At 56.5% G+C, this 21525-nt stretch carries 22 protein-coding genes; 1 reads left to right on the top strand and 21 read right to left on the bottom strand.

Going from position 1 to position 21525, the window contains the following annotated elements:
- Positions 1-49: 49 nt before the first annotated feature.
- The 7 genes from GCU45_RS26995 to GCU45_RS26965 all read right to left on the bottom strand — a co-directional run bounded on the left by GCU45_RS26995 (position 50) and on the right by GCU45_RS26965 (position 5911).
- Positions 50-592, bottom strand: coding sequence for a DUF6220 domain-containing protein (locus GCU45_RS26995; protein ID WP_152401913.1), 543 nt, complete (start codon positions 590-592; stop codon positions 50-52).
- 16 nt (positions 593-608) lie between these two features.
- Positions 609-1133 (bottom strand): DUF2269 family protein, encoded by a 525-nt coding sequence (locus GCU45_RS26990; RefSeq protein ID WP_152401911.1) that lies wholly within the window; start codon positions 1131-1133, stop codon positions 609-611.
- 173 nt (positions 1134-1306) lie between these two features.
- A complete protein-coding gene (locus tag GCU45_RS26985; RefSeq protein ID WP_152401909.1) occupies positions 1307-1999 on the bottom strand; it encodes a response regulator transcription factor in 693 nt (230 codons plus the stop codon).
- Positions 1996-3459 carry a sensor histidine kinase gene (locus GCU45_RS26980; protein ID WP_152401907.1) on the bottom strand — a complete coding sequence of 488 codons (1464 nt, stop codon included), beginning with the start codon at positions 3457-3459 and terminating at the stop codon, positions 1996-1998. The genes GCU45_RS26985 and GCU45_RS26980 overlap by 4 nt, the downstream gene beginning before the upstream one ends.
- A 12-nt stretch (positions 3460-3471) precedes the next feature.
- A complete protein-coding gene (locus GCU45_RS26975; RefSeq protein ID WP_152401905.1) occupies positions 3472-4215 on the bottom strand; it encodes an ABC transporter permease in 744 nt (247 codons plus the stop codon).
- On the bottom strand, positions 4184-4942 hold the full coding sequence (locus GCU45_RS26970) for an ABC transporter ATP-binding protein (RefSeq protein WP_152401904.1): 759 nt from the start codon (positions 4940-4942) through the stop codon (positions 4184-4186). Before GCU45_RS26970 ends, GCU45_RS26975 begins: the two co-directional genes overlap by 32 nt.
- Positions 4943-5005: 63 nt before the next feature.
- Positions 5006-5911, bottom strand: a complete 906-nt coding sequence (locus GCU45_RS26965; protein WP_152401902.1) for a hypothetical protein — start codon at positions 5909-5911, stop codon at positions 5006-5008.
- A 298-nt stretch (positions 5912-6209) separates the two neighbouring features.
- Here GCU45_RS26965 and GCU45_RS26960 point away from each other — a divergent pair, with 298 nt between their 5' ends.
- Positions 6210-7145, top strand: coding sequence for a carbohydrate deacetylase (locus GCU45_RS26960; RefSeq protein WP_167527241.1), 936 nt, complete (start codon positions 6210-6212; stop codon positions 7143-7145).
- 101 nt (positions 7146-7246) lie between these two features.
- On the opposite strand, the gene GCU45_RS26955 is transcribed toward GCU45_RS26960, so the two are convergent.
- The 14 genes from GCU45_RS26955 to hpf form a co-directional block, all read right to left on the bottom strand.
- A complete protein-coding gene (locus GCU45_RS26955; protein ID WP_167527240.1) occupies positions 7247-7459 on the bottom strand; it encodes a X2-like carbohydrate binding domain-containing protein in 213 nt (70 codons plus the stop codon).
- Positions 7460-7494: 35 nt separating this feature from the next.
- Positions 7495-8835: an LLM class flavin-dependent oxidoreductase gene (locus GCU45_RS26950; protein WP_152401896.1), complete on the bottom strand. Its 1341-nt coding sequence runs from the start codon at positions 8833-8835 to the stop codon at positions 7495-7497.
- Complete coding sequence (locus GCU45_RS26945) at positions 8832-9377, bottom strand: OsmC family protein (RefSeq protein WP_152401894.1); 546 nt, start codon at positions 9375-9377, stop codon at positions 8832-8834. The genes GCU45_RS26950 and GCU45_RS26945 overlap by 4 nt, the downstream gene beginning before the upstream one ends.
- Positions 9378-9636: 259 nt before the next feature.
- On the bottom strand, positions 9637-9825 hold the full coding sequence (locus GCU45_RS26940; RefSeq protein WP_105443826.1) for a hypothetical protein: 189 nt from the start codon (positions 9823-9825) through the stop codon (positions 9637-9639).
- 229 nt (positions 9826-10054) lie between these two features.
- Positions 10055-10459 carry a nucleoside-diphosphate kinase gene (ndk, locus tag GCU45_RS26935; RefSeq protein WP_152401892.1) on the bottom strand — a complete coding sequence of 135 codons (405 nt, stop codon included), beginning with the start codon at positions 10457-10459 and terminating at the stop codon, positions 10055-10057.
- Positions 10460-10521: 62 nt separating this feature from the next.
- Entirely contained in the window at positions 10522-11643 is a 1122-nt protein-coding gene (locus GCU45_RS26930) for a sensor histidine kinase (protein WP_152401891.1), read from the bottom strand.
- Positions 11636-12289 carry a response regulator transcription factor gene (locus GCU45_RS26925; RefSeq protein WP_152401889.1) on the bottom strand — a complete coding sequence of 218 codons (654 nt, stop codon included), beginning with the start codon at positions 12287-12289 and terminating at the stop codon, positions 11636-11638. Before GCU45_RS26925 ends, GCU45_RS26930 begins: the two co-directional genes overlap by 8 nt.
- 34 nt (positions 12290-12323) lie before the next feature.
- Positions 12324-12770 carry a hypothetical protein gene (locus GCU45_RS26920; protein WP_152401887.1) on the bottom strand — a complete coding sequence of 149 codons (447 nt, stop codon included), beginning with the start codon at positions 12768-12770 and terminating at the stop codon, positions 12324-12326.
- 364 nt (positions 12771-13134) lie between these two features.
- Complete coding sequence (locus GCU45_RS26915; protein WP_105443830.1) at positions 13135-13863, bottom strand: Crp/Fnr family transcriptional regulator; 729 nt, start codon at positions 13861-13863, stop codon at positions 13135-13137.
- A gap of 294 nt (positions 13864-14157) precedes the next feature.
- Complete coding sequence (gene pflA, locus GCU45_RS26910; RefSeq protein ID WP_152401886.1) at positions 14158-14895, bottom strand: pyruvate formate-lyase-activating protein; 738 nt, start codon at positions 14893-14895, stop codon at positions 14158-14160.
- 75 nt (positions 14896-14970) lie between these two features.
- A complete protein-coding gene (gene pflB / locus GCU45_RS26905; RefSeq protein WP_152401884.1) occupies positions 14971-17241 on the bottom strand; it encodes a formate C-acetyltransferase in 2271 nt (756 codons plus the stop codon).
- 110 nt (positions 17242-17351) lie between these two features.
- Positions 17352-17975 (bottom strand): molybdenum cofactor guanylyltransferase, encoded by a 624-nt coding sequence (gene mobA, locus GCU45_RS26900; protein WP_152401882.1) that lies wholly within the window; start codon positions 17973-17975, stop codon positions 17352-17354.
- Positions 17976-18079: 104 nt separating this feature from the next.
- Complete coding sequence (adhE, locus tag GCU45_RS26895; RefSeq protein ID WP_152401880.1) at positions 18080-20686, bottom strand: bifunctional acetaldehyde-CoA/alcohol dehydrogenase; 2607 nt, start codon at positions 20684-20686, stop codon at positions 18080-18082.
- 260 nt (positions 20687-20946) lie between these two features.
- On the bottom strand, positions 20947-21492 hold the full coding sequence (gene hpf / locus GCU45_RS26890; protein WP_152401878.1) for a ribosome hibernation-promoting factor, HPF/YfiA family: 546 nt from the start codon (positions 21490-21492) through the stop codon (positions 20947-20949).
- Positions 21493-21525: the final 33 nt, after the last annotated feature.

The raw sequence follows: 21525 nt of genomic DNA, 5'->3' as shown, positions 1-21525 counted from the left end.
ATACAAAGTTCATGCAAGCGCTTAATATTTTTTATTGCGTCAGAAAACATCACATGTAATAGCCTTTCATATCTTCGGACCCTGACGCGCTTGCCTTCCCGGCTCGGTTCGTACCCAGCAGCCAAGGCCAGGAACGTCTAGCCAAATGGACCGACAATCCGAACAGCAGCAGCGCATCCACCGCATGAAGCGCACGCAGCGAACCTGTCACATTTTGAATGGTGATGTGCTGCAGCGCAGTCAAGGCGAACAGCGCGAGCGGCCACCATCTTAGACCACCCCGGATATCCCCCAAGAAGGACAGGACAAACATTACAATAGGAACGAACTCAAAAACATTCGCAAAGACACGATGCAGCTGCAAATCGCCGGGATCCACCAAAATGCCGAGGCCGGCGATAAACACCTGCACAACAACACAGGCGAGGTAAACCGCAGCCAGCAATCCGTAAATCCACCTTACGGTACGGATCCGGACCGGCATCGCTGCAGCTCCTGCATCACCGGAGTTGAACTGCCGCCCAGGCTCCGATTTCGTGCCGAATCCTCCTTTTGCTTCATTTTTCCCCTGCTTTTCGTTCCTGCCACTCATTCCTTACCGCTCCCTTTCATCTTTTAATATTGATTCTTGCTTTGTCCCGCCTTGCTCCCCACGGTTTGAATACCGAAATGATAAATAACCCTACCAGCGAAACGATCTGCAGAATGATCCCGGTCCACAGCTGTACGTTGTTCACCGTAAATTCCGGGCTGAGGATACCCTGCATTCCCGGCTCGGAGACGTATTGGACCGCTTGCAGCGTCCAGAAATACATGCCGACGGGCCCGAGAATGACCAGAAGCAGCGTCAGGATTTCCTTGACGATGATCCAGTAATATTTGAACAATCCCCACGGCGTCCAGACCGACAGCATGATGCCGGTTACGAGCGTTGCGATCGTGGACACGCGCACCGTCTTTTCGGACAGCATATGCATAATGCTGTAGCATGCGCGAAATACACCCTCATCCTTTGTGGCGGCTGCCATAATGCTCAAGAACAAGAAAATAACAGCCGTGCCCAGCATGACGGCCGAAAACAGCAAGTGCAGGGTCAGCAGCCATTTCCGCTGCTTCACCGTCATTTTTTTCATCCGATTCACCTCCTTCTTCAGCATAGATCTCGTTTCTAAACCGGCTCTAAACCGAATCTAAAAAAAGTATAAAAACACGCTCGGGCCTCCAAGCTCCGAAAACGCAAAAAGGCCTTTACCGACAGTAAAGGCCTTCCCAAAACGCGTTATTAGGGTCCATTGCGCATCTTCATCTATACATTAAAGCGGTAACCCACACCCCAAATCGTCTCGATATATTGCGGCTTGGAGGGGTTCGCTTCGATTTTCTCCCTTAATTTGCTGATATACACCGTGACGGTGGCGTTATCCCCCATAGCATCCAGTCCCCAAATTCGTTCGAACAGGTCGTCCTTGCTGAACACCCGGTTCGGGTGGTTGCACAGGAACAGCAGCAGATCATACTCTTTAGAGGTCAGCAGCACTTCCTGTTCGTTCACGAACACCTTGCGGGACAACTGGTCGATCCGGATTCCCCGCAGCCGCAGCTCGCTCTTCGGCTCCCGCCGGTGCTCCGACGTCAGCCGGTCATAGCGGGATAAATGCGCTTTGACGCGTGCCACAAGCTCGCCTACGCTGAAGGGCTTTGTAATATAATCATCCGCACCGAGGCCGAGTCCCCGGATTTTATCGATATCCTCCTTGCGGGCGGTCACCATCAGAATCGGAATATTCCTCGCCTCGCGGACCTGGCGGCAGATTTCGAATCCGTCCACCTTCGGCAGCATCAGATCGAGGATGATCAAATCGTACTCCTCTTCCAGCGCCTTCTTCAGGCCGGCATCCCCGCTAGCCGCGACGTCGACGGCATATCCGCCCGCCTCCAAATAATCCTTTTCCACTTCCGCAATGACCAGTTCATCCTCAATGATCAAAATACGCTTCACGCCCGCTCACCGCCATCTCTTGTCATCTTTGGCAAAGCAAAATAAATGCTTGTTCCTTCATCGGTACGGCTCTCCGCCCAGACTCTGCCTCCCATGCCCTCGATCATTTGCTTAACAATCGCAAGCCCGAGTCCGCTCCCGCCGGTATCCGTATTTCGCGACGGCTCGGCGCGGTAGAACCGGTCGAAAATGTGCGGCAGCGCCGCTTCTTCAATCCCGGAGCCGTTATCCTTGATCCGGATCACAGCTTCATCCGGCCCGTCGCTCAGGTTTACGGACAGCTCCTTGTCCGCTTTATCCAAATACTTCAGGCTGTTGTCGATAATATTCAGGATCACTCTCCGCAGCTTTTCCCGGTCCGCCATCACTTGAACGCGCTCCCTATCAGGCAGCTCACACGCGATCTTCACGCCGGACATCCGGGGATCGAGCCGCAGCTCCTGAACACAGTCCGTAACATATCCCTTCAGATCGGTCGGCTCCATATGAAAAGGCAGCTTCTTCAGATCCAGCTTCGAGAACAGTAGCAGTTCTTCAATCAGCCGGTCCATATCCTCCGTCTTTTTCGCGATCATCCCCATATACTTATCCCGCATCGCCTCGGTATCGGCAATACCGTCCTGAAGGCCCTCCACACAAGCCTTGATACCGGTAATCGGTGTCTTCAGGTCATGGGAGATGCTTGCGATCAGCTCCTTGCGGTTATCCTCGTACTGCAGCTGCAGGCGGATCGATTCGCTCAGGCGGCTCCGCATTTCTTCAAACGCCTCCCCCAGCTCCCCGATTTCATCCTTGCGCTTCAGCGCGATTTCGTGGCTCAGATCCCCGTCCTTGATCTGCTCTGCGGCATGCTTTAATGCATACAGCGGCTTGACCAGGCTCCGGGAGACCAGAAAGGTCAGAATTCCGTTGGTTAACCCGATGACCAGAAGCAGGGATAGCATCATCAGTGGGAATAACTTTTTGGCTTCCGCAAAAAATGTGCTCATATCCGTCAAGACGTAGACCGCCCCCGTATGCTGGCCGCTGAACGCGACATCGAATTTCTCCACGGAGAACCGGCCGCTTCCTTTCGCTCCCCATCGGTGCCAGGACATCGCCGGCTGCCACTTCTGGATTTCCTTCTCCACATCGACGCCGCGGAGCAGATCCGAGGCATACGTGATCCGGCCGTCTTCCGTTACGACGATCCCCGCATCCAATCGGGTCAGCTGTTCGTCCGCTTTGGCCACGAAGGAGGGATCGGCGAACCGATCAGGTTCGGTCTGGATCATAAACTTGAGGCCGGCGGCCATTTCGCCGCGAAGGCTTGCCTTTTCCCAAATGGCAGGGGTGCCGCGGCCTTCCCCGATGTTTTTGAACAATACAGTATACAGCCCTCCGGCAATCACAGCGAACAGAACGACCGGGATGAAGGTCATCGCAATATAAGAAAGCAAAAGTCTTGTTTTGATGGACATGGGCCAATCTCCTTAGAGCTGTTTTCTCGCGAACATCATGAGTCCCGCCGCATAAGCCATTATAATATAAGACAGCAGCAGGAGAAACGTATTGAGCAGTGTACCCGCCGGCGCTCCGCTGCCGGTCCACAGCACATCCCAGCGTGTGTAGGAAAAGACGGACCAGGCAGACAGCTGCGGCAGCAGCAAAGGCAGCGCTTTGGCCGCGGCGTAGATCAGCACGATGGTCATTAAAGCGCTGGTTCCGGACGAAAACAGCTGCGCAATAAATACGCACACTAGGCCGATGGCCATCATCGGCACAAAGGAAGCGGCGTACGCCTTCAGGCTGTCCGCCATGCCGCCTGCCGGTCCCCCGACCGCCCACGCCGATACGGTTGAGGCGATCCAGAGCACGCCAAGGCATAGGGCGGCAAACACCGCGATGGCGATCACTTTAGACGCGTACGCCCGGGCACGCGTGACGGGCCGCAGCAGAACCAGCTTCATCGTGCGGGCCGCCATCTCCCCGGCAAACGAGTGGGCCGCCGCTGCCGCCATGTAGAGCGGAATGATCGCAAAGGTGAACAGGTGAAGCATGGCCACCGGGAGGCTCCCCTCCAGTCCAAACAGCATGCCCGCCCTCATCTTCAGAAGGCTGGACAGCAGCACGGTAACGACCGGAAGGATCAAGGCCAACAGCAGGAAACCCTTCGTCCGGCGCTGCCGCCAGAGCTTCTCCGTTTCATTCAGCAGATTGGCGTATAAGCTGTGCATCGTGCTCCCCCTCCTTGGACTCGAGCAATTTAAAGGTGACGTATTGTTCCAGCGACATACCTGCCCCGTTCCATTCGTCTTCCCTTCCCAGGCTGATCAGATGACCCTCACGCATCACACCGACGCGGTCCGCGATCAAACTCAGATCGTGGACCAGGTGGCTGGAAATGAGGAAGGTGATTCCTTGGTCTGCCAGCTGCCGGACCGTGCTGCGAAAATCGGCCATTCCTTCGATATCCAGACCATTCGTCGGTTCGTCGAGCAGCACCAGCCGCGGAGCGGACAGCAGCGCCGAAGCCAGCCCCAGCCGCTGCTTCATTCCCAGCGAAAAGCCGCGTACCCGTTCATTGCGATATGGCTTGAGACCGACCTTCTCCAATACTTCGTCAATCCGGCTCGCCGGCAGATCCTTGTAAAACCGTGCCGACAGCTTCAAATTATCGCGGGCGCTCATGTATTCATAAGCTTCCGGGGTCTCAATGATACACCCGGTATGGCTGACGGCCTGTTCAAAACGCTCCACGATATCATGCCCCATGATCCGGACGTTTCCCCGATCAGGCCGGATTAAGCCTGTTATGATTTTGAGCACCGTCGTCTTGCCCGCGCCGTTGGGCCCGATGAATCCGAATACTTCACCTTCCGAGGCGGTAAATGACACATCCTTGACCCCGCGGTGGTTACGGAAAAGCTTGGTGATTCCCTCCACTTCAAGTACGCTGTTCATGCGTTCAATCCCTCCTTCTAAAAAAGGGCGGCCGGACCTTCTCCTGTCCGGCCGCCTTCCTGCTTAGTGACGATTCCAGCCGTTTCGTTCCCAACGGTTATCGACCTTCTCGGTCTGTTTACCCGCGAGATCGACCCGGTCGGGCGTCGTTGCGTCATACCCCGAGAAGCCAGCGTTCAGTTGGAGGGTAAGCACATGCGCTGCTCCTGCCGCATCCTTCCCCGTAACCAGGATTTCCGCCGACTGGTTTTCCAAGGCAGCATTTTTGCCGATTTTGGCATCCAGATCGATCTGCTCCACCTTGATCTCATCCGTCAGCTTCGGCAGATTCACCTTCCATTCCGAATGTCCGGCCGGCAGATGTCCCTGAACCGCCGCACCGTGATTCCAGCCATCCGCGCTGCCGGCCTTGGAAGCGATAAGTGAGCCTACGGCATTCACCACGGCCGGAATCTGGCTGCCCGATAAATGGAGCTCCGCCTCCTTCGTACCGTCACTGCCCGTCTCCACCGTCGCCAAATCCTTGATGTTCCCCACCAGCGCTTCCATTACCTGCTCAGCGGCTTGCGGCATTTGGGCCGTTTTACCGTCATGCTGCCACTCTGGCGCCTGGTCCATCACCCGATATACTTCCGAATCACTGCTCTTTAGAATCATCTTGCCGTCCTGTCTGTAAGTCTGCATCGTATGTGTCCGTGTACCGTCGTCTACCACCGCCGTCATGCTCATCGCCTGCTTGGCGTGATTGACCTTCATGTCCGCCGTACCGGACAGCACCTTCGTACCGTTATCGCTCAAACTCCATACGATATGGGAAGCCATACTGTCAGCGCCCTTCGTATGCGTAAACGCTGATTTGTAAGCTTCATATCCGGATGTGTTCGCCATGACGGAATACCCGCTTGTTAACAGCATAACCGCGCCCAGCCCTACAACCGCTCCTGCCGACAACCATTTTTTTCTCATCATATCCTCCATTGTTTCGTGAATTAGAAAGCCCGGGTCCCGCGATGGCAGCTGCCGTCCGCCTTCGGAGCGGACTCGCCCTGGCCCTCTAATCACCATCTTATCCTCCGTCTCTAAAACGCCTCTAAACCAAATCTAAAAAAAGTATAAAAATGCGCCCGGTCACCGCTGTCCGGGCACGATGCGGGAAAACCTTCCCAGCCGGGCGTCCGTACGTTTCCAAACGCCTGCGTACCGCATTAAGCTGTATCATCGGTTAGTTATGGCCAGATTCTATGAACGATGGAGGGAGTGCGCTGCGATGAACCGGCAAGTCATTATCAATGCCGACGATTTTGGCCTGTCACCTGCCGTGAACCGCGGCATTACTGAGGCATACCGGGCCGGTGGAATCACCAGCACCTCGATGATGGTCAATATGCCCGGTTTGGCGGACGCTGTGCATGCAGCACGCTCGCTGCCCGGTCTCGGCGTCGGGCTGCATTTTAACCTGACATATGGACGGCCCTTGTCGGACCCGGCTGCTGTCCCTTCGCTGGTGAGAGAGAACGGGGTATTTCTTGATGGTAAAATCAGACGCAGCCGGAATGCCGCCGATGTTGCCGCCGAGCTGGATGCCCAGTGGAACCGGTTCCTGGAGACGTCCCTGTTCCCCACACACCTGGATTCACATCAGCTGCTGCATCAGGACGACCCTGTGATCTACCAAGTGCTGGCTGAGCTGGCGTGCAGGCACCGGATCCCGCTCCGGAGATCGCAGATTGAACATCCTCATCTTTCCCCGCCTGCTCTGAAAATGACGGACTGGGTCCTTCTGGACACCTATGGCGACAGCGAAGGCCTGCAGCGGCTGCTGCACTATATACGCTCTGCTCCGATTGGGATTACCGAGATTATGTGCCATCCCGGTTACGTGGATGATGTGCTGCTGGGCATGTCCGAATGGACAGAGATCCGGGAGCGCGAGCTCCGGGTATTTACCAATCCCGAAATTGCTTGGACGATGCAAGCATGTTCCATTGAACCGGTGAACTTTAACGCACTGAAAGAACATCATGTTCCAACCGAAGGCGGAATTCCTCCTCCTGGCCCGTTATCCAAACCTGCCTCCCCGCACACTCGTTCCTTTAAAAAGGGGAGAGCACGTTCTTCCATTGCGCGAACCGGCAGACACGCAAACCATAAGCGCCGGCGCAGACGTTCCGGGTCCCCTTCCTGGAAGCTTACCCTGTTATAACATGCCGAAAGCCCTCCACATGGAGGGCTTTCGCAGCGTTTTTAAATTGTATAGGGATGTACATCAAAGTCAGCAGGTATTTCCTTCAGTCCTTGGACGACTCACGGCTGCGGGTGGACGTCCAGCGTCACAAACGCATCGTTTCCTGCGCTGAAGGTCAGCCTGAGCGGCTGCGGCCCGTCGGGAAACTGCGACAGATAAGCCTTTTGCAGCACAAGGGCAGATCCTTCAAGTGTGTAATCCGTCTCATTACGTAACTTCCCGGATTCATCCTGGGAAACGGCTGCGACCGGTGCATGGTACTTCCCATGCACCGATCGCAGCGCCAAGCATGCCGGCGCAATGACGACTAAGCTTCGTGGACTGCCTTGGCGAGGTTTTGAGCCGCGTACCGGTTGGCCGGGACCGGCAGCCCGAGATTCCCGCGCAGCGTATCGCTTTCGTACTCCGTCCGGTACAGGCCCCGCGCCTGAAGGATCGGCACCACGAGATCGACGAAATCGGCCAAACCGTTCGGCACCACAGTCCGGACATTGAAGCCGTCGGCCCCCCCTTCTTCAAACCATTCCTGAATCAGGTCGGCGACCCGCTCCGGCGTACCGATAAATGAGGTGCGCGGGGTCGAAGCCCGCAGCGCCACTTCGCGGAGCGTGAGCCCCTGCTCCCTGGCTTCCTGCTTGATTTTGTCCGTTGTGCTGCGGAAGCTGTTGCTGCCCAAATCGCCGATGTCCGGGAACGGCTCGTCCAAGGGGAATTGCGAAAAGTCGAAATGGTCGAAATAACGTCCCAAGTAATTCAGCGCCTGATCGATCGAAACGAGCTCAGCAATCTCGCGGTATTTCCGCTCCGCCTCCTCCTCAGTGCGGCCGACGATCGGCCCGATTCCCGGGAAGATCAGCAGCTCCTCCGGCTTGCGGCCGTACGATGCGGCTCGCCCTTTGACGTCCTGGTAGAAAGCGCGTGCTTCCTCCAGCGTCTCATGCGCGGTATAAATCGCGTCCGCGGTGCGGGCCGCCAAATCCCTGCCGGACTCGGAGGATCCGGCTTGAAAGATGACCGGATGCCCCTGCTTTGACCGTGCGATGTTGAGCGGCCCCTGCACGGAAAAGTGCTTGCCTTGATGGTGCAGCGTATGCAGCTTGGACGGGTCGAAAAACACCCCTGCCGCCTTATCCCCGACAAACGCGTCATCCTCCCAGGAATCCCACAGCCCTTTGACGACCTCCACATGTTCCTCGGCGATTTCGTACCGCAGGGAATGCTGGGGGTGCTCTCCCTTGCCGAAATTGAGCGCAGAGCCCTCCAGCGGCGAGGTCACCACATTCCAACCCGCTCTGCCACCGCTTAATTTATCGATGGAAGCGAACTGCCGGGCTACGGTAAACGGCTCGCTGTAGGACGTGGACAGGGTGGCTACGAGGCCGATATTCGTCGTCACGGCCGACAGGGCGGACAACAGGGTCAGCGGCTCGAACCGATTCAGAAAATGGGGATTGGATTTCTCGTTAATGTACAAACCGTCTGCGATGAACAGCAAATCGAATTTCCCCTCTTCCGCCTTCCGCGCCTGCTGCTTGTAAAACTCCAGGCTTACGCTCGCATCGGTGGGAATAGAGGGATGCCTCCAGAAAGAAATGCTGTTGCCGACGCCATTGAGATTTGCACCCAGCTTTAATAGCCTTTTGGTCATCGTACAGCCTCCTCCGGCCGGCTGAGAACCAGCTCGCCTTCGACCGCCTGGGGATCGCGGAGCAAATTGAAAATCGGGCAGACCCGTTCGACAGCCTCATGCAGCGCCTGCAGCGTCTCCTCGCTTTCGTCTGATTCAATGATCAGCCGGTAGCGGATGTCATGCGGGTAGATAGGAATATGCTCGTATCCGGGTCTTCCCGCCAGCGGATGCATCTGCGCCTCCACTTCGACTTCCAGGCTGTGCAGGGACACCTCGCGTTCTGCGGCTTGAATGAGCGTAATATGCGTCAGGCAGCTGCCGAGCACACCGAGCTGAAGCTCAGGTGACGAAGGCCCCAGGTCATAGCCGGCGAAGTCAGGCGGACTGTCGCTGATCACCCGGTAATCCCGGATCCGGATTTCGCGCACCCCGCTTCTTCCCTTGGCCGACACTTTGGCACGCAGCGTGTTGACGGCCTGCGCCGGCTCCGCTTCGGCTTTTGCGCGCCGGAGCAGCAGCGCACTCCTCTTTTGCTTCAAATACTCATTCAGATCAGCCATATTGGACTTCGCCTCCCACTGATTTTTTCCGCCATGCCACCAACGGAATTTTCTATAAATCCTATAAGAAAAGTAGTAATTATTAATATAGGGGAACTCCAGCGGCTTGTGTAATAGAAAAATCCAATTCGCGCATGCAAAATTTAAATCCAAACAAAAAAGGCCGCCGAAAACGACGACCCAATGATCTAGCCTATTTGGGATAAACCTTAATTTTGGAGCATTAGCTATCTCAGGGCGTTCACCCGCCACCCTCGGCCTAAAGTGCGTACTCCTTCAAAAGCTTTTCCGTCGTTTCGGCATCCGGCTCCTCTTCAACACCTGTATGCTGGGCCTTCCAGCAGGCCAGGCATTGCTCTTCGGTCGTGCACTCGTAAGCTTTCGGACAAGTATAGCAGCAGTGGATCATAAACGTCGTCAGGTCGCGGAGTCGATTGATCTCGGTCATCACCGTTCACCTCTTCTCGTGATAGGACTGCTCATCCAGGTCATGATGCGAAAGACTGCCAGAGTTGTGAAACACTTCACATCATCGGGCGGAAGAGGCCGGGCCTCCAAAGTTACAATGCTTGAAAGTCCGGCATACCATGCTCTTTTCGGCTTCCCCCTGCAGTTTCATTATATACCCGAACACTAACTGAAACTGTGACCTATATTACACTTGTGGCGTTCAAACGCTATTTTTCGAAAAATAACCGGATTTCCCTGCGCGCATGCTCCGGCGAATCGGATCCGTGGATGACATTCTCTTCAACGGCCAGTCCGAAGTCGCCGCGGATCGTGCCGGGAGGCGCCTCAGCCGGATTGGTGGGACCGATGAGGGAACGCGTGTTAACCACCGCTTCCTTCCCCTCCAAGATCATGGCAAAAACCGGTCCGGACGTAATGTATTCGACCAGTTCTTCAAAGAACGGCTTGTCCTGAAGATGGCCGTAATGCACGCGCGCCGTTTCCTGGGAAATTCCCATGATTTCGCCGCGCAGCAGACGGAGTCCCTTCTTCTCAAAGCGGCTGACGATTTCGCCGACCAGCCCCCGCCGGACGCCGTCGGGTTTAATCATGACGAATGCTTTTTCGCTCATCGTTGTCATCTCCTTCTTGCCCCCATATTACGGGTTAGGCCGGAAAAAAGAAGTGAGCTTTCTCACAGTTTCGCCGTTGATTTCGGCAGCGTCAACTTTACCATCGTCCCGCTTCCCGGCGCGGAGTCGATCCGGAGACGGCCGCCGGCAATCCGGGCCCGCTCCGCCATACTGAAACGTCCCACACCTTGGGTTGGCAGGGACGGCTCGAACCCGGCCCCCTGGTCGCTGATGCGCACGGCAACCTCCTCTTCTTGCTCCCTGATCTCTACCTCAGCCTCGGAAACGTCGGCATATTTGGCGATATTGGTCAGCGCCTCCTGAATGACCCGGTAGATCACGGTTTCCTTCTGGATATCCAGACGCTTCCGCAAATTGCATTCAAAAGCAACCTTGATCCCATAATGGGATGCATAGTTTTCGATATAAGTACGGATCGCAGGGACGATGCCGAGGTCATCCAAAACGGACGGCCGTAGTTCCCAGGCGAGCCCCCGGACTTCCTCGATGACCCCCGCGACATGCTCGCGGATCCCGCGAAGGTCTTCTTTTTCAGGCTCTGGGGAGGCAATGGCCCGGTCCAGCTGGATCAGCAGGGAAAATAAACTCTGCCCGATGCCGTCATGGAGCTCGCGTGAAAATTTACGCCGCTCTTCTTCCTGAATGGTCATGACCTTGGCCAGCGTTTCCTGCAGCTCTTCTTCCACCTTTTTCAGGCGGGTGACTTCGTTGCGGATGGCCAAATATTGATAAGGCTTCCCGTCCTCGCCTATGAACGGGACGATCGTCGTGTTCACCCAATAATAAGTCCCGTCTTTGGCCCGGTTCCGAATATCTCCGGTCCAGACTTGGCCGGAGGAGATGGTGCTCCACAAGTCGCGCATAAACGCTTTGGAATGCGTCCCTGAGTTGATGATCCGGTGGTCCTGGCCCAAGAGCTCGGAGCGGTCGTATTTCGAGATTTCGCAAAATTTATCGTTGACGTATTGGATCTTCCCCCGGCGATCGGTTACCGCCACGATCGACGACTCGTCCAGGGCGAATTTGACATCCGCCAGCTGTTTCAGCGATTCCCGCAAGTCCGTGCGGAACCGGGATTCCGGGAGCTGCTCATCGAGCTGGGACAGAAGCGACTCGACATGCTCGGCGATAATCTTCCTACCGGGTTCAGGTAGTTTACTCAAATTGCAGCAGCCCCTTCTTCATGGCATATTTAATCAGCTCTGGCCGGGTTTTCAGCCCCAGCTTCTCCATCAGATTGCTCTTATGCGTCTCGACGGTCTTGACGCTGATCAAGAGCTGCTCGGCGATTTCTTTGTTGGCATAGCCCATGGCCGTCAGCGACAAGACCTCCTTCTCGCGTTCCGAGAGGCCGTCGAACAAATCGGTGCTCTCGCCCCTCCGCATCTGCTCCACATACTCGTTCATCAGCCGCTTCGTCGCCGTCGGATACAAATAGGCGTCACCTCCGGCGACCGTGCGGATCGCGGTAAGCAGCTCTTCATGGGGCGCGCTCTTGAGCACATAGCCCGCGGCGCCGGCATGAATCGCCCGGAACAAGTATTCGTCGTCGTCATGCATGGTCAGAATGAGAACCGCCACGTCTGGCAGCTGCTGCTTCAGCTCGGTCGCCGCTGTTAATCCGTCCTTCCCGTGAGGCATGCTTAAGTCCATCAGGACAACGTTCGGCTGATGCTCAAGGGCCATGCGGATGCCTTCGTCCCCTTCGGATGCTTCAGCCGCCACCTCAATGTCGGGCGCCGCGCTCAGCAGCATGCGAAGCCCGGACCGGACCATGGCATGGTCGTCCACAATGATAATGTTGATCATGGCGTCCTCCTTTTGCTTTTATGATCTAATCATATCATTTCTTGCCGGGTTCACAGGCGCTTCTTCCGGATAACGCGGACTTGATCCACGCCGTCTCCGTCTTGGTATATGCCCTGCCATCCCGTCTCCCTAGCAATAGAATACCGCTGCTCGCAGTGGAATGGCCAGTGGTTACCGGAAATGCCATACCGGAGAGCAGCTTTTCGGCGAGCATGACCGGACATTCTTCACGCATGAACGGGTTTTCCCCTTCGTGAGCCGTATATACCGTGCCATGGCGCATCACCATGCCGCCCAAACCAACGCCGGGCTTGATCGTCATCTGCCGCACCCGGACATTGCTGCTACCCAGGATGCGGTCCCATCCCATCCTGCGGGAGCTGCCGGCCGGCTGCGCATAAGCGATGAAATCGCTTCCGCTTTTCAAGCGAATCCATTCCAGCCGGCGGTCGAATTCGTCGTCTGTCCCTGCCCTTTCCATGCATATCCCCCTCTATCGAGTCGTGCGCTTCATGAATATCGTTATTCTTATTTTCCCAATAGTTCTATTGAAAATAGAAACGTCTAGCGACGTACATTCTATGAATCCGGACCGTGTTTAGTTGAATTTTTTTTGCAGTGTCAAGATGTTTAACCTCGTAAGTTAATATTTTCTGATTTCTAAAAAAAGCCCGCCTGTTTGTATGTAAGGGGATCCCCCGACTCCCCGCTCAGGGAGCTGCCACCTATACATGCAAAACGGCCAGCTTGGTTTGTAATTGGAGCTCACTCCTTACAGAATGCCTGCTGCGCAGCAAAAGGAAGACCAGGCAGCAGCTGCCCGGTCTTCCCCACTCCGGTCCGGATTACATACGGCAAATTTCTTTCGGACAGTTCTCGCACCGGCAAATATCCCGCAGATAGTGAAGATCCTTGATGATGATATGGCCGTCCACCGTTTCGATCACGTCTTCCTTTTTCAAATCGCTCAGCATCCGGTTCACGCTTTCGCGCGTGGCCCCGATCATGTCGGCCATTTCGGAATTGTTGATTTTCAAATCGATATAGACGCCTTCTTCCCGCTCCGTTCCATACGAATTCCCAAGCCGAATCAACAGCGAACAGAGCGCTCCCGTCTTGCCGAACATCATGAGATCGCGGAATTTGGTTTGCGTCAAACGATGCATCAGGCCCATCCATTTCATGAACTCAACGGCCAGATCGCCGTGCTGCCAGAGCAGAACCTCCAGGTCTTTGCGCTGAATGACCCCGACCTTGGCATCCTCCATGACCTCGGCGCTGAAGCTGTGCACCGAATCCTGAAACGGATCCATCTGTCCGACCAGATCCCCTTCATGATGCAGGTACAGTGTCAAAGCCCGCCCGCTGTCCGAGGTCTTCGTCGTTCTGACCCGGCCCTCGATGATGAAATACAGCTTGTCGGCCGGATCGCCTTCCCAGAACAGGCAGCTGCCCTTTTCCGCGCTGCGCTTATACATGATGCTCTCCAGCTTTTCGAAGCTCTCTTGCGACAGCAGCGGCTCCAAGCCCTCCCGGCGATGCTTCGCCTGTGTCCCCGTCACGGTCTGCCCCATCGTTCATTTCCCCTTCCGCACATCTTTGCCTTTATCATAACCCGTCAGGATGGATTAACCTATCGGGGGATGCACTGATTTTTCATAGGGGTGACCCCCTGATCCTATGAGAAAAATCACACCTACCGTGGTAAATCCCTTAGGTCAGTCCCTTAAAAGGAACGAAGCAGTGCTCAGGAAATACCCGGACGGATTCGGATGGAACCGAGGGGCAGAGAAGATTCCAGCGAACAATTCGGCGATAGCGCCGGGGCTATGGGCTGCCGCATCCTATCCCCGACACGCTTCTCGCTATTATGGCCGGGACGCCGCAGCCCTCCGCGCCGCTTCGATCAGCTCTCTTGCGCGCTCCACCTCGCGGTCCGTTGGCGTAGGCACGCCTTCCAGGGCGTACGGGCGGCCTAACTGCTGCCATTTGTATACACCCATCCGGTGATAGGGCAGCAGCTCGACTTTCTCCACATTACGCAGGTGTCCGATAAATTCACCCAGCAGCGTCAGATCTCCTGCCTGATCAGTGATCCCGGGAATCAGCACGTGCCTGATCCATACCGGTTTTCCGATGGCGGACAGCCATGCCGCAAATTTCAGGATCCGGTCATTCGGCTGGGAGGTCAGCCGCTCATGCTTCTCGTTGTTCAGCTGTTTCAGATCGAGCAGGACCAGATCCGTATACTGCATCAGCTCGCCTGCATGAGACGGTTCGCAGAAACCCGAGCTGTCGAGCGCCGTATGCAGGCCGAACCGCTCCTTGCAAGCCTTGAACAGCTGCGCCACAAAAGGCGCCTGAAGCGTCGGTTCGCCTCCCGTCACCGTGATGCCTCCACCCGAGCTTTTATAGTAAGGCACATAGGGTTCGATTTCCCGGAGAATCTCCTCGACGGTAACTTGGCGTCCTCCCTTCGTATCCCATGTATCGGGGTTATGGCAAAATTGGCACTGCAGCGCGCAGCCCTGCATGAACAGGACGAAGCGGATGCCCGGTCCGTCCACCGTACCGAAGGTGTCCATGGAATGTATTCTGCCTTTCATGCGGGCCACGCTCCTCTCTTGATGACAACTTTTGATTTCATTGCTTCATTGCTTTGCGAATCGTAACGGTAACGCTCAGATCTCTCCGTGGAACGTGCGGCTGATGACATCCAGCTGCTGCTCCCGCGTCAGCTTGATGAAGTTGACCGCATACCCGGATACCCGGATGGTCAGCTGCGGATAGTTCTCCGGATGCTCCATTGCATCCAGCAGCTGCTCGCGGTTAAAGACGTTGACGTTCAGATGATGTCCGCCGCTCGCGGTATAGCCGTCAAGCAGCGCCGCCAGGTTGCTGTGTCTGGCTGCGTCCTCTTTGCCGAGCGCCTTCGGAATGATCGAAAATGTATTGGAAATGCCGTCCAGGCTGTGCTCGTAAGGGATTTTGGCGACCGAAGCCAGCGAAGCGAGCGCGCCTTTGCGGTCGCGTCCGTGCATCGGGTTCGCGCCCGGTGCAAACGGCTGTCCGGCCTTGCGGCCGTCCGGTGTGCTGCCTGTCTTCTTGCCGTATACGACGTTTGACGTAATCGTCAGAACCGACATGGTCGGAATCGCGCCGCGGTACGTCTTATGCTTGCGCAGCCGGTTCATGAACCCTTCCGCCAGCTCCACGGCGAGCTGGTCGACCCGGTCGTCGTTGTTGCCGTACTGCGGATACTCACCTTCGATTTCAAAATCGACCGCGATCCCTTTTTCGTTGCGGACCGGGCGAACCTTCGCGTAACGAATGGCGCTCAGGCTGTCGGCTACGACCGACAGGCCGGCGATACCGCAGGCCATCGTCCGGACAATATCCCGGTCATGGAGGGCCATTTCGATGCGCTCGTAGCAGTATTTGTCATGCATATAATGGATCACGTTCAGCGTGTTGATGTACAATTTCGCCAGCCAATCCTGGATGACGTCGAACTTCGCTTTCACTTCCTCATAGTCCAGCACCTCGGACGTGATCGGCGCAATGGCCGGTCCGACCTGGGCGCCGCTCTTCTCGTCGACGCCGCCGTTGACGGCGTACAAGAGCGCCTTGGCCAGATTGGCCCGGGCTCCGAAGAACTGCATCTGCTTGCCGATCCGCATCGCGGATACGCAGCAGGCGATGCCGTAATCGTCGCCGAAGTGCGGACGCATCAGGTCGTCGTTTTCGTACTGGATCGAACTGGTCTCGGCCGACACTTTGGCGCAGAACTTCTTGAAGTTCTCCGGCAGCTGCACCGACCACAGCACCGTCAGGTTCGGCTCGGGCGCAGGTCCCAGGTTGTAGAGGGTATGCAGGAAGCGGAAGGAGTTCCGCGTCACGCGCGTTTTGCCGTCAAGCCCCATGCCGCCGACCGACTCGGTCACCCATGTCGGATCGCCGCTGAACAGCTCGTTGTAGTCCGGCGTGCGCAAAAATTTGACGATCCGCAGCTTCATGACGAAATGGTCGACGATCTCCTGCGCCAGGCTCTCCGTCAGCGTGCCTTCCGCGAGGTCGCGTTCGATATATATGTCCAGGAAGCTGGATACCCGGCCAAGGCTCATCGCCGCTCCGTTCTGCTCCTTAATAGCTGCCAGATAAGCGAAGTAGAGCCACTGCACCGCCTCTTTGGCGTTCATCGCGGGTCTCGAGATATCATGTCCGTAAGATGCGGCCATCGCCTTCAGCTCGCCGAGGCTTCGGATCTGTTCGGACAGCTCTTCGCGCAGCCGGATGACGTCTTCGCTCATCGCATCGACTTCGAGCTGGAGCAGCTCCTCCTTCTTGCCTTGGATGAGACGGTCGACACCATACAGCGCCACGCGGCGGTAGTCGCCGATAATCCGGCCCCGTCCGTAGGCATCCGGAAGGCCCGTGATGATGCCGGCCTTGCGGGCTGCGCGCATCTCGGACGTATAGGCGTCAAACACGCCTTGGTTATGCGTCTTGCGCAGATCGGTAAAAATGCGCTCCAATTCCGGGTTCAATTGATACCCGTACGCGTTGCAGGCATCAACGACCATCCGGATACCGCCGAACGGCTGAACGGCACGCTTAAGCGGTGCGTCGGTCTGCAATCCGACGATGGTTTCCTTGTCCTGGTCGATGTATCCCGGTGCATGCGAGGTTATGGTGGAGACCGTGTTCACGTCCAAGTCGTGAACGCCGCCCCGCTCCCGCTCTTCCTTCAACAGCTGGCTGACCTGCTTCCACAGCTCCAGCGTGTTCTCCGTTGGCGGCGCAAGGAACTGCTCATCGCCCTCATACGGTGTGAGGTTGCGCCCGATAAATGAATTGACGTCAATGTTCTTCTGCCAGCTGCCTCCCGCAAAACCGCGCCATGCCTCCTCGAATCCAGCCCGGTTCTTTACTTCGCTTTCTTTCATCGCCATGATCAAGCACCTCCGTTTTCTATGCTTTCATGTTACTTTTTTCACAGGTTAATGACAGTGATTTTTCTCACTCTTTTCACTTTTCTCACCATCTTCGCTGCCGCTTATTTTTATTTGAACGATGTTGATGCTTTTCCTTCGTCAGCCAAAAATTCGGTCAGCGCATCTCCCCAAGCATCTTCGAGTGTAAGAACAAAGCCGCCGTCCATGCCTTGATATCCGAAATCCGTTTCCGCAACCGTCAGATAACGAAGCTGACGAACCAGACCATCAGCTTCCGTATGGCCGCTCTCCAGAAACTGCCCAAAATACACGGCGCAGGAGCGTTCATAAATACCGTGAAGCGGATGGAGCCTGCCGCCGATCATCGGCAGGACGGCGTCGAGCCCGTCCTCCAGCCTCAGCGCCATCAGCTCAGCGGCGTCGGCCGAGGGATACGGCATGTGGCAGCCGATGATCCACACGGCCCGGTGTTTAGACAGGGAGAGGCCCGCGTGCATGCCGCCAAGCATTCCTTTTCCGACATAATAATCCGTAATTATTCGGATATCCCGGTCCACTTGGCGAAGCAGCGGCCGGGGATCGTCCGTCACGATCGTAATCTCGCCGCAGCACTTCCGCATCTCACGGATCTGCCGCTCCAGCAGCGTTTCTCCTTGAATCATCCGGAATAGGGTAGGTGCGCCTTCCGTAGAACCATGATTGCCGCCTGCCAAAATAACGCCGGACAGCATATGAATCACTCCTTTCCACTGCGATCAACGCACATCACGATTCTGAGACAAGAAGGCTGCCGACGCTTTCGGTCGGCAGCCGGCTGGATCATGCGGTGCAGCTCCTAGAATTTGCCGTAGAAGGCGTTCCGGTAAACGTCCGCCAGTTCACTGACCAGCGGCATCCGCGGGTTGGCCGTCGTGCACTGGTCTTCGAACGCACGGTCGGCCAAATAATCCACTTTGGCCTCGAAATCGGCCGGATCAAAGCCGAGATCCTGGAATTTCTCCGGAATGCCCAGCGACTGGTTCAGCTTGCGCACCGCCTCGATCAGGCTGTTGACGCCTTCCTCCGTATTCCGGGACGGCAGGCCGAGCATCCGTGCGATTTCCGCATAGCGCAGGTCGGCCACGAAATGGTTGTATTTCGGGAAGGACGCGAACTTCGTCGGTTTCTGCGCATTGTATCGAATGACATGCGGCATCAGGATTGCATTCGTCCGCCCGTGGGCCGTATGGTATTGGCCGCCCCACTTGTGGGCCAGGCTGTGGTTGACGCCGAGGAAGGCGTTGGCAAACGCCATGCCGGCAATCGTCGACGCGTTATGCATCTTCTCCCTGGCCAGCGGATCCGCCGTGTGGAAGGACTTTTCCAGATTTTCAAACACCAGCCGGATCGCATGAAGCGCAAGCCCATCGGTGTAATCGCTCGCCATGACGGAAACGTACGCCTCGATGGCATGCGTGAGGACGTCCATGCCGGTGTCGGCCACCGCCGTTTTCGGCAGGCTGTACACGAATTCCGGGTCGATGATCGCCACGTCCGGCGTCAGCTCGTAATCGGCGAGCGGATACTTCGTATTCCCTTCCTTCTTGTCCGTGATGACGGCAAAGGAGGTCACTTCCGAGCCGGTGCCCGAAGTGGTCGGGATCGCAACGAACTGGGCTTTTTCCCCAAGGCGCGGGTATTTATAGACCCGCTTGCGGATATCCATGAACTTCTGCTTCAGCGAATGGAAGCTGGTGTCCGGATATTCGTAGAAGAGCCACATCGCCTTGGCCGCATCCATCGGGGAGCCGCCGCCAAGCGCGATAATGCAATCGGGCTTAAAGCTCTCCATCAGCTTCGTGCCGCGCTCTACCGTCTCGACGGACGGATCCGGCTCCACGTCGGAGAACACTTCGATCGCTACCGGGTTGACGCGTTTGCGCAGGTAGTATTCCACCTTTTCGACGTATCCCAGCTTGACCATCATCTCGTCGGTGACGACCAGCACACGGGAAATGTTCGGCATTTTCTCAAGGTACTGCGTTGCGCCCTTCTCAAAATAGACCTTCGGCGGAACCTTGAACCACTGCATGTTGACCGTCCGGTAGGCCACGCGTTTCACGTTGATCAGGTTCACCGACGTGACGTTGGACGTCGTCGAGTTGTGTCCGTACGAACCGCAGCCGAGCGTCAGCGACGGCAGGTTCGTGTTGTAGATGTCGCCGATCGCCCCGTGCGTCGAAGGCGAGTTGACGATGACGCGCCCGGTCTGCAGGCGGTTGGCGAACGCCTGGATGATGGCGTCATCGTTCGAATGGATGACGGACGAGTGTCCCATGCCGCCGAATTGGACCACTTCGGCCGCGCGCTCAATGCCCTGCGCCGCCGTCTTGACCTTATAGCAGGCAAGAACCGGGCTCAGCTTCTCTGCGGACAGCGGGTAGGCCGGACCGACGCCCGCCAGCTCGGCCACGAGGATTTTGGTATCCTGCGGCACCTGAATGCCGGACATTTCGGCGATTTTTACCGCCGGCTGGCCGACGATGACCCCGTTTACCGCGCACTTCTCGCTGTTGATGACCAGCTTGGACACGGCCTCGGTTTCGGCCTTGTTCAGGAAGTAGCAGCCGCTGTCCTTCATCAGCTTCCGGACCTGGTCGTACACCGGCTCCTCGATAATGACGGACTGCTCGGAAGCGCAGATCATGCCGTTGTCGAACGTCTTCGAAAGAATCAAGTCGGTCACGGCCTGCTTCAAATCCGCAGACTGCTCAATGAAGCAGGGAACGTTGCCCGGTCCGACGCCAAGCGCGGGTTTGCCCGTGCTGTAAGCGGATTTCACCATCGCCGAGCCTCCGGTTGCCAGCACGAGCGCCACGTCGGGGTGGTTCATCAGCAGCTGCGTCGCTTCCAGGGACGGCGTTTCAATCCACTGCACGCCGTGCTCCGGCGCGCCGGCCGCGATTCCGGCGTCACGCAGCGTGCGGGCCGCTTCTGCGCTGCACTTTTGGGCGGAAGGGTGGAAGGCAAAGATGATCGGATTGCGCGTCTTCGTTGCGATCAGCGTCTTGAACATGGTCGTGGACGTCGGGTTCGTCACCGGGGTAACACCGGCGATGATGCCGACCGGCTCGGCGACCTTCTTGTAGCTCTCAAACGCGTTCTCCTCGATAACGCCGACCGTCTTGTCATGCTTGATGCTGTGATAGATGTATTCCGTCGCGAATATATTCTTGGTGATTTTGTCCTCGTAGACGCCCCGGCCGGTCTCCTCGACCGCCATCTTCGCGAGCGGCATGTGCCGGTCCAAACCGGCCAGCGCCATCGCCTGTACGATTTCGTCGATTTCCTCTTGATTCATGTTCAGGTACGCTTCCTGCGCCTTCCTGGCGCGGGCGACCAATCGGTTCACTTCTTCTTGGGCGGAGTTCTTTGTTTCCAGCTTGCTTTCTTTAACAGCCATCGTTTTCTCCTCCTTGGAGACCTTTGCCGGTCCCTCATCTCCTTGATGAGTTCATCCTACTGGAATCCCAGGGGGGCTAACTATGACATTACTCACATCGATCTATAAAATTTTAAAGGTCCGAAAAAATGCGGTGTTAGGCGCTTTTTGCGAAATTCTATCGTCTAAACAAAAAAATACCGAATGGAGCTATGGCTCTCCATTCGGCGCAAAGGAATAGCAGTTAGGAGTCATCAAGACTTGAAGACAACAAACCTGGCTTAATCAGCAAAGAGGTGCCCGTAAGTGCCGTCCGCCCTGCGGTAAACGACTTCCTCACGGTTGGTATCCCGGTTCAAGAACAGATGGAAGCTGTGGTCCAGCAAATTCATCTGCAGCACAGCCTCCTGCAGATCCACCGGCTTCATCACGAGCCGCTTTTCTTTTGCAATGACAAAGGTTTCCTCCGGCGCTTCCGGTACCGGCTGTCCGCCGTCCTGAATGCCGGTGCCGACCTCGCGTCCGTGGCTGCGCAGCTTGCGGCGCGCCCGCTCCTTGTACTTGCGGAGCTTGCGGTCCAGCTTATCCGCGGCCTGGTCAATGGCGGCATACATGTCCGCATCCTTCACTTCGACCCGAAAGACCATGCCGTGATAGGGAATGGTAGCTTCAACGACATGCTCCTGTTTCCGGGCCTGCAGCAGCAGGGTGACGTGAATGGTCACCGTCTCGTCAAACCAGGATTGGGCCGAACCGATCTTCTGCTCGGCATACGCCTGGAGTGCCGGTGTCACTTCAAAATGTTTGCCATGAATGTGTGTAGCCATGGGATCTGCCTCCTTCAACGGGAAAGAACTCTT

Source organism: Paenibacillus cellulositrophicus (genome assembly GCF_009363095.1).
Taxonomy (GTDB): Bacteria; Bacillota; Bacilli; order Paenibacillales; family Paenibacillaceae; genus Paenibacillus_AQ; species Paenibacillus_AQ favisporus.
The sequence above is the reverse complement of the archived record's forward strand: the minus strand, read 5'-3'. Positions and strand labels throughout refer to the sequence as shown.

What these genes read in the sequence shown, in the direction of transcription:
- hpf (WP_152401878.1), bottom strand. Translation starts at nt 21,492, where the DNA reads ATGGCTACACACATTCATGGCAAACATTTTGAAGTGACACCGGCACTC.
- ndk (WP_152401892.1), bottom strand. Translation starts at nt 10,459, where the DNA reads ATGAGCGAAAAAGCATTCGTCATGATTAAACCCGACGGCGTCCGGCGG.
- adhE (WP_152401880.1), bottom strand. Translation starts at nt 20,686, where the DNA reads ATGGCTGTTAAAGAAAGCAAGCTGGAAACAAAGAACTCCGCCCAAGAA.
- GCU45_RS26940 (WP_105443826.1), bottom strand. Translation starts at nt 9,825, where the DNA reads ATGACCGAGATCAATCGACTCCGCGACCTGACGACGTTTATGATCCAC.
- GCU45_RS26975 (WP_152401905.1), bottom strand. Translation starts at nt 4,215, where the DNA reads ATGCACAGCTTATACGCCAATCTGCTGAATGAAACGGAGAAGCTCTGG.
- mobA (WP_152401882.1), bottom strand. Translation starts at nt 17,975, where the DNA reads ATGCTGTCCGGCGTTATTTTGGCAGGCGGCAATCATGGTTCTACGGAA.
- GCU45_RS26945 (WP_152401894.1), bottom strand. Translation starts at nt 9,377, where the DNA reads ATGGCTGATCTGAATGAGTATTTGAAGCAAAAGAGGAGTGCGCTGCTG.
- GCU45_RS26915 (WP_105443830.1), bottom strand. Translation starts at nt 13,863, where the DNA reads ATGGGGCAGACCGTGACGGGGACACAGGCGAAGCATCGCCGGGAGGGC.
- GCU45_RS26980 (WP_152401907.1), bottom strand. Translation starts at nt 3,459, where the DNA reads ATGTCCATCAAAACAAGACTTTTGCTTTCTTATATTGCGATGACCTTC.
- GCU45_RS26920 (WP_152401887.1), bottom strand. Translation starts at nt 12,770, where the DNA reads ATGGAAAGGGCAGGGACAGACGACGAATTCGACCGCCGGCTGGAATGG.
- GCU45_RS26995 (WP_152401913.1), bottom strand. Translation starts at nt 592, where the DNA reads ATGAGTGGCAGGAACGAAAAGCAGGGGAAAAATGAAGCAAAAGGAGGA.
- GCU45_RS26960 (WP_167527241.1), top strand. Translation starts at nt 6,210, where the DNA reads ATGAACCGGCAAGTCATTATCAATGCCGACGATTTTGGCCTGTCACCT.
- GCU45_RS26990 (WP_152401911.1), bottom strand. Translation starts at nt 1,133, where the DNA reads ATGAAAAAAATGACGGTGAAGCAGCGGAAATGGCTGCTGACCCTGCAC.
- GCU45_RS26970 (WP_152401904.1), bottom strand. Translation starts at nt 4,942, where the DNA reads ATGAACAGCGTACTTGAAGTGGAGGGAATCACCAAGCTTTTCCGTAAC.
- GCU45_RS26950 (WP_152401896.1), bottom strand. Translation starts at nt 8,835, where the DNA reads ATGACCAAAAGGCTATTAAAGCTGGGTGCAAATCTCAATGGCGTCGGC.
- GCU45_RS26925 (WP_152401889.1), bottom strand. Translation starts at nt 12,289, where the DNA reads ATGATCAACATTATCATTGTGGACGACCATGCCATGGTCCGGTCCGGG.
- pflB (WP_152401884.1), bottom strand. Translation starts at nt 17,241, where the DNA reads ATGGCGATGAAAGAAAGCGAAGTAAAGAACCGGGCTGGATTCGAGGAG.
- GCU45_RS26965 (WP_152401902.1), bottom strand. Translation starts at nt 5,911, where the DNA reads ATGATGAGAAAAAAATGGTTGTCGGCAGGAGCGGTTGTAGGGCTGGGC.
- pflA (WP_152401886.1), bottom strand. Translation starts at nt 14,895, where the DNA reads ATGAAAGGCAGAATACATTCCATGGACACCTTCGGTACGGTGGACGGA.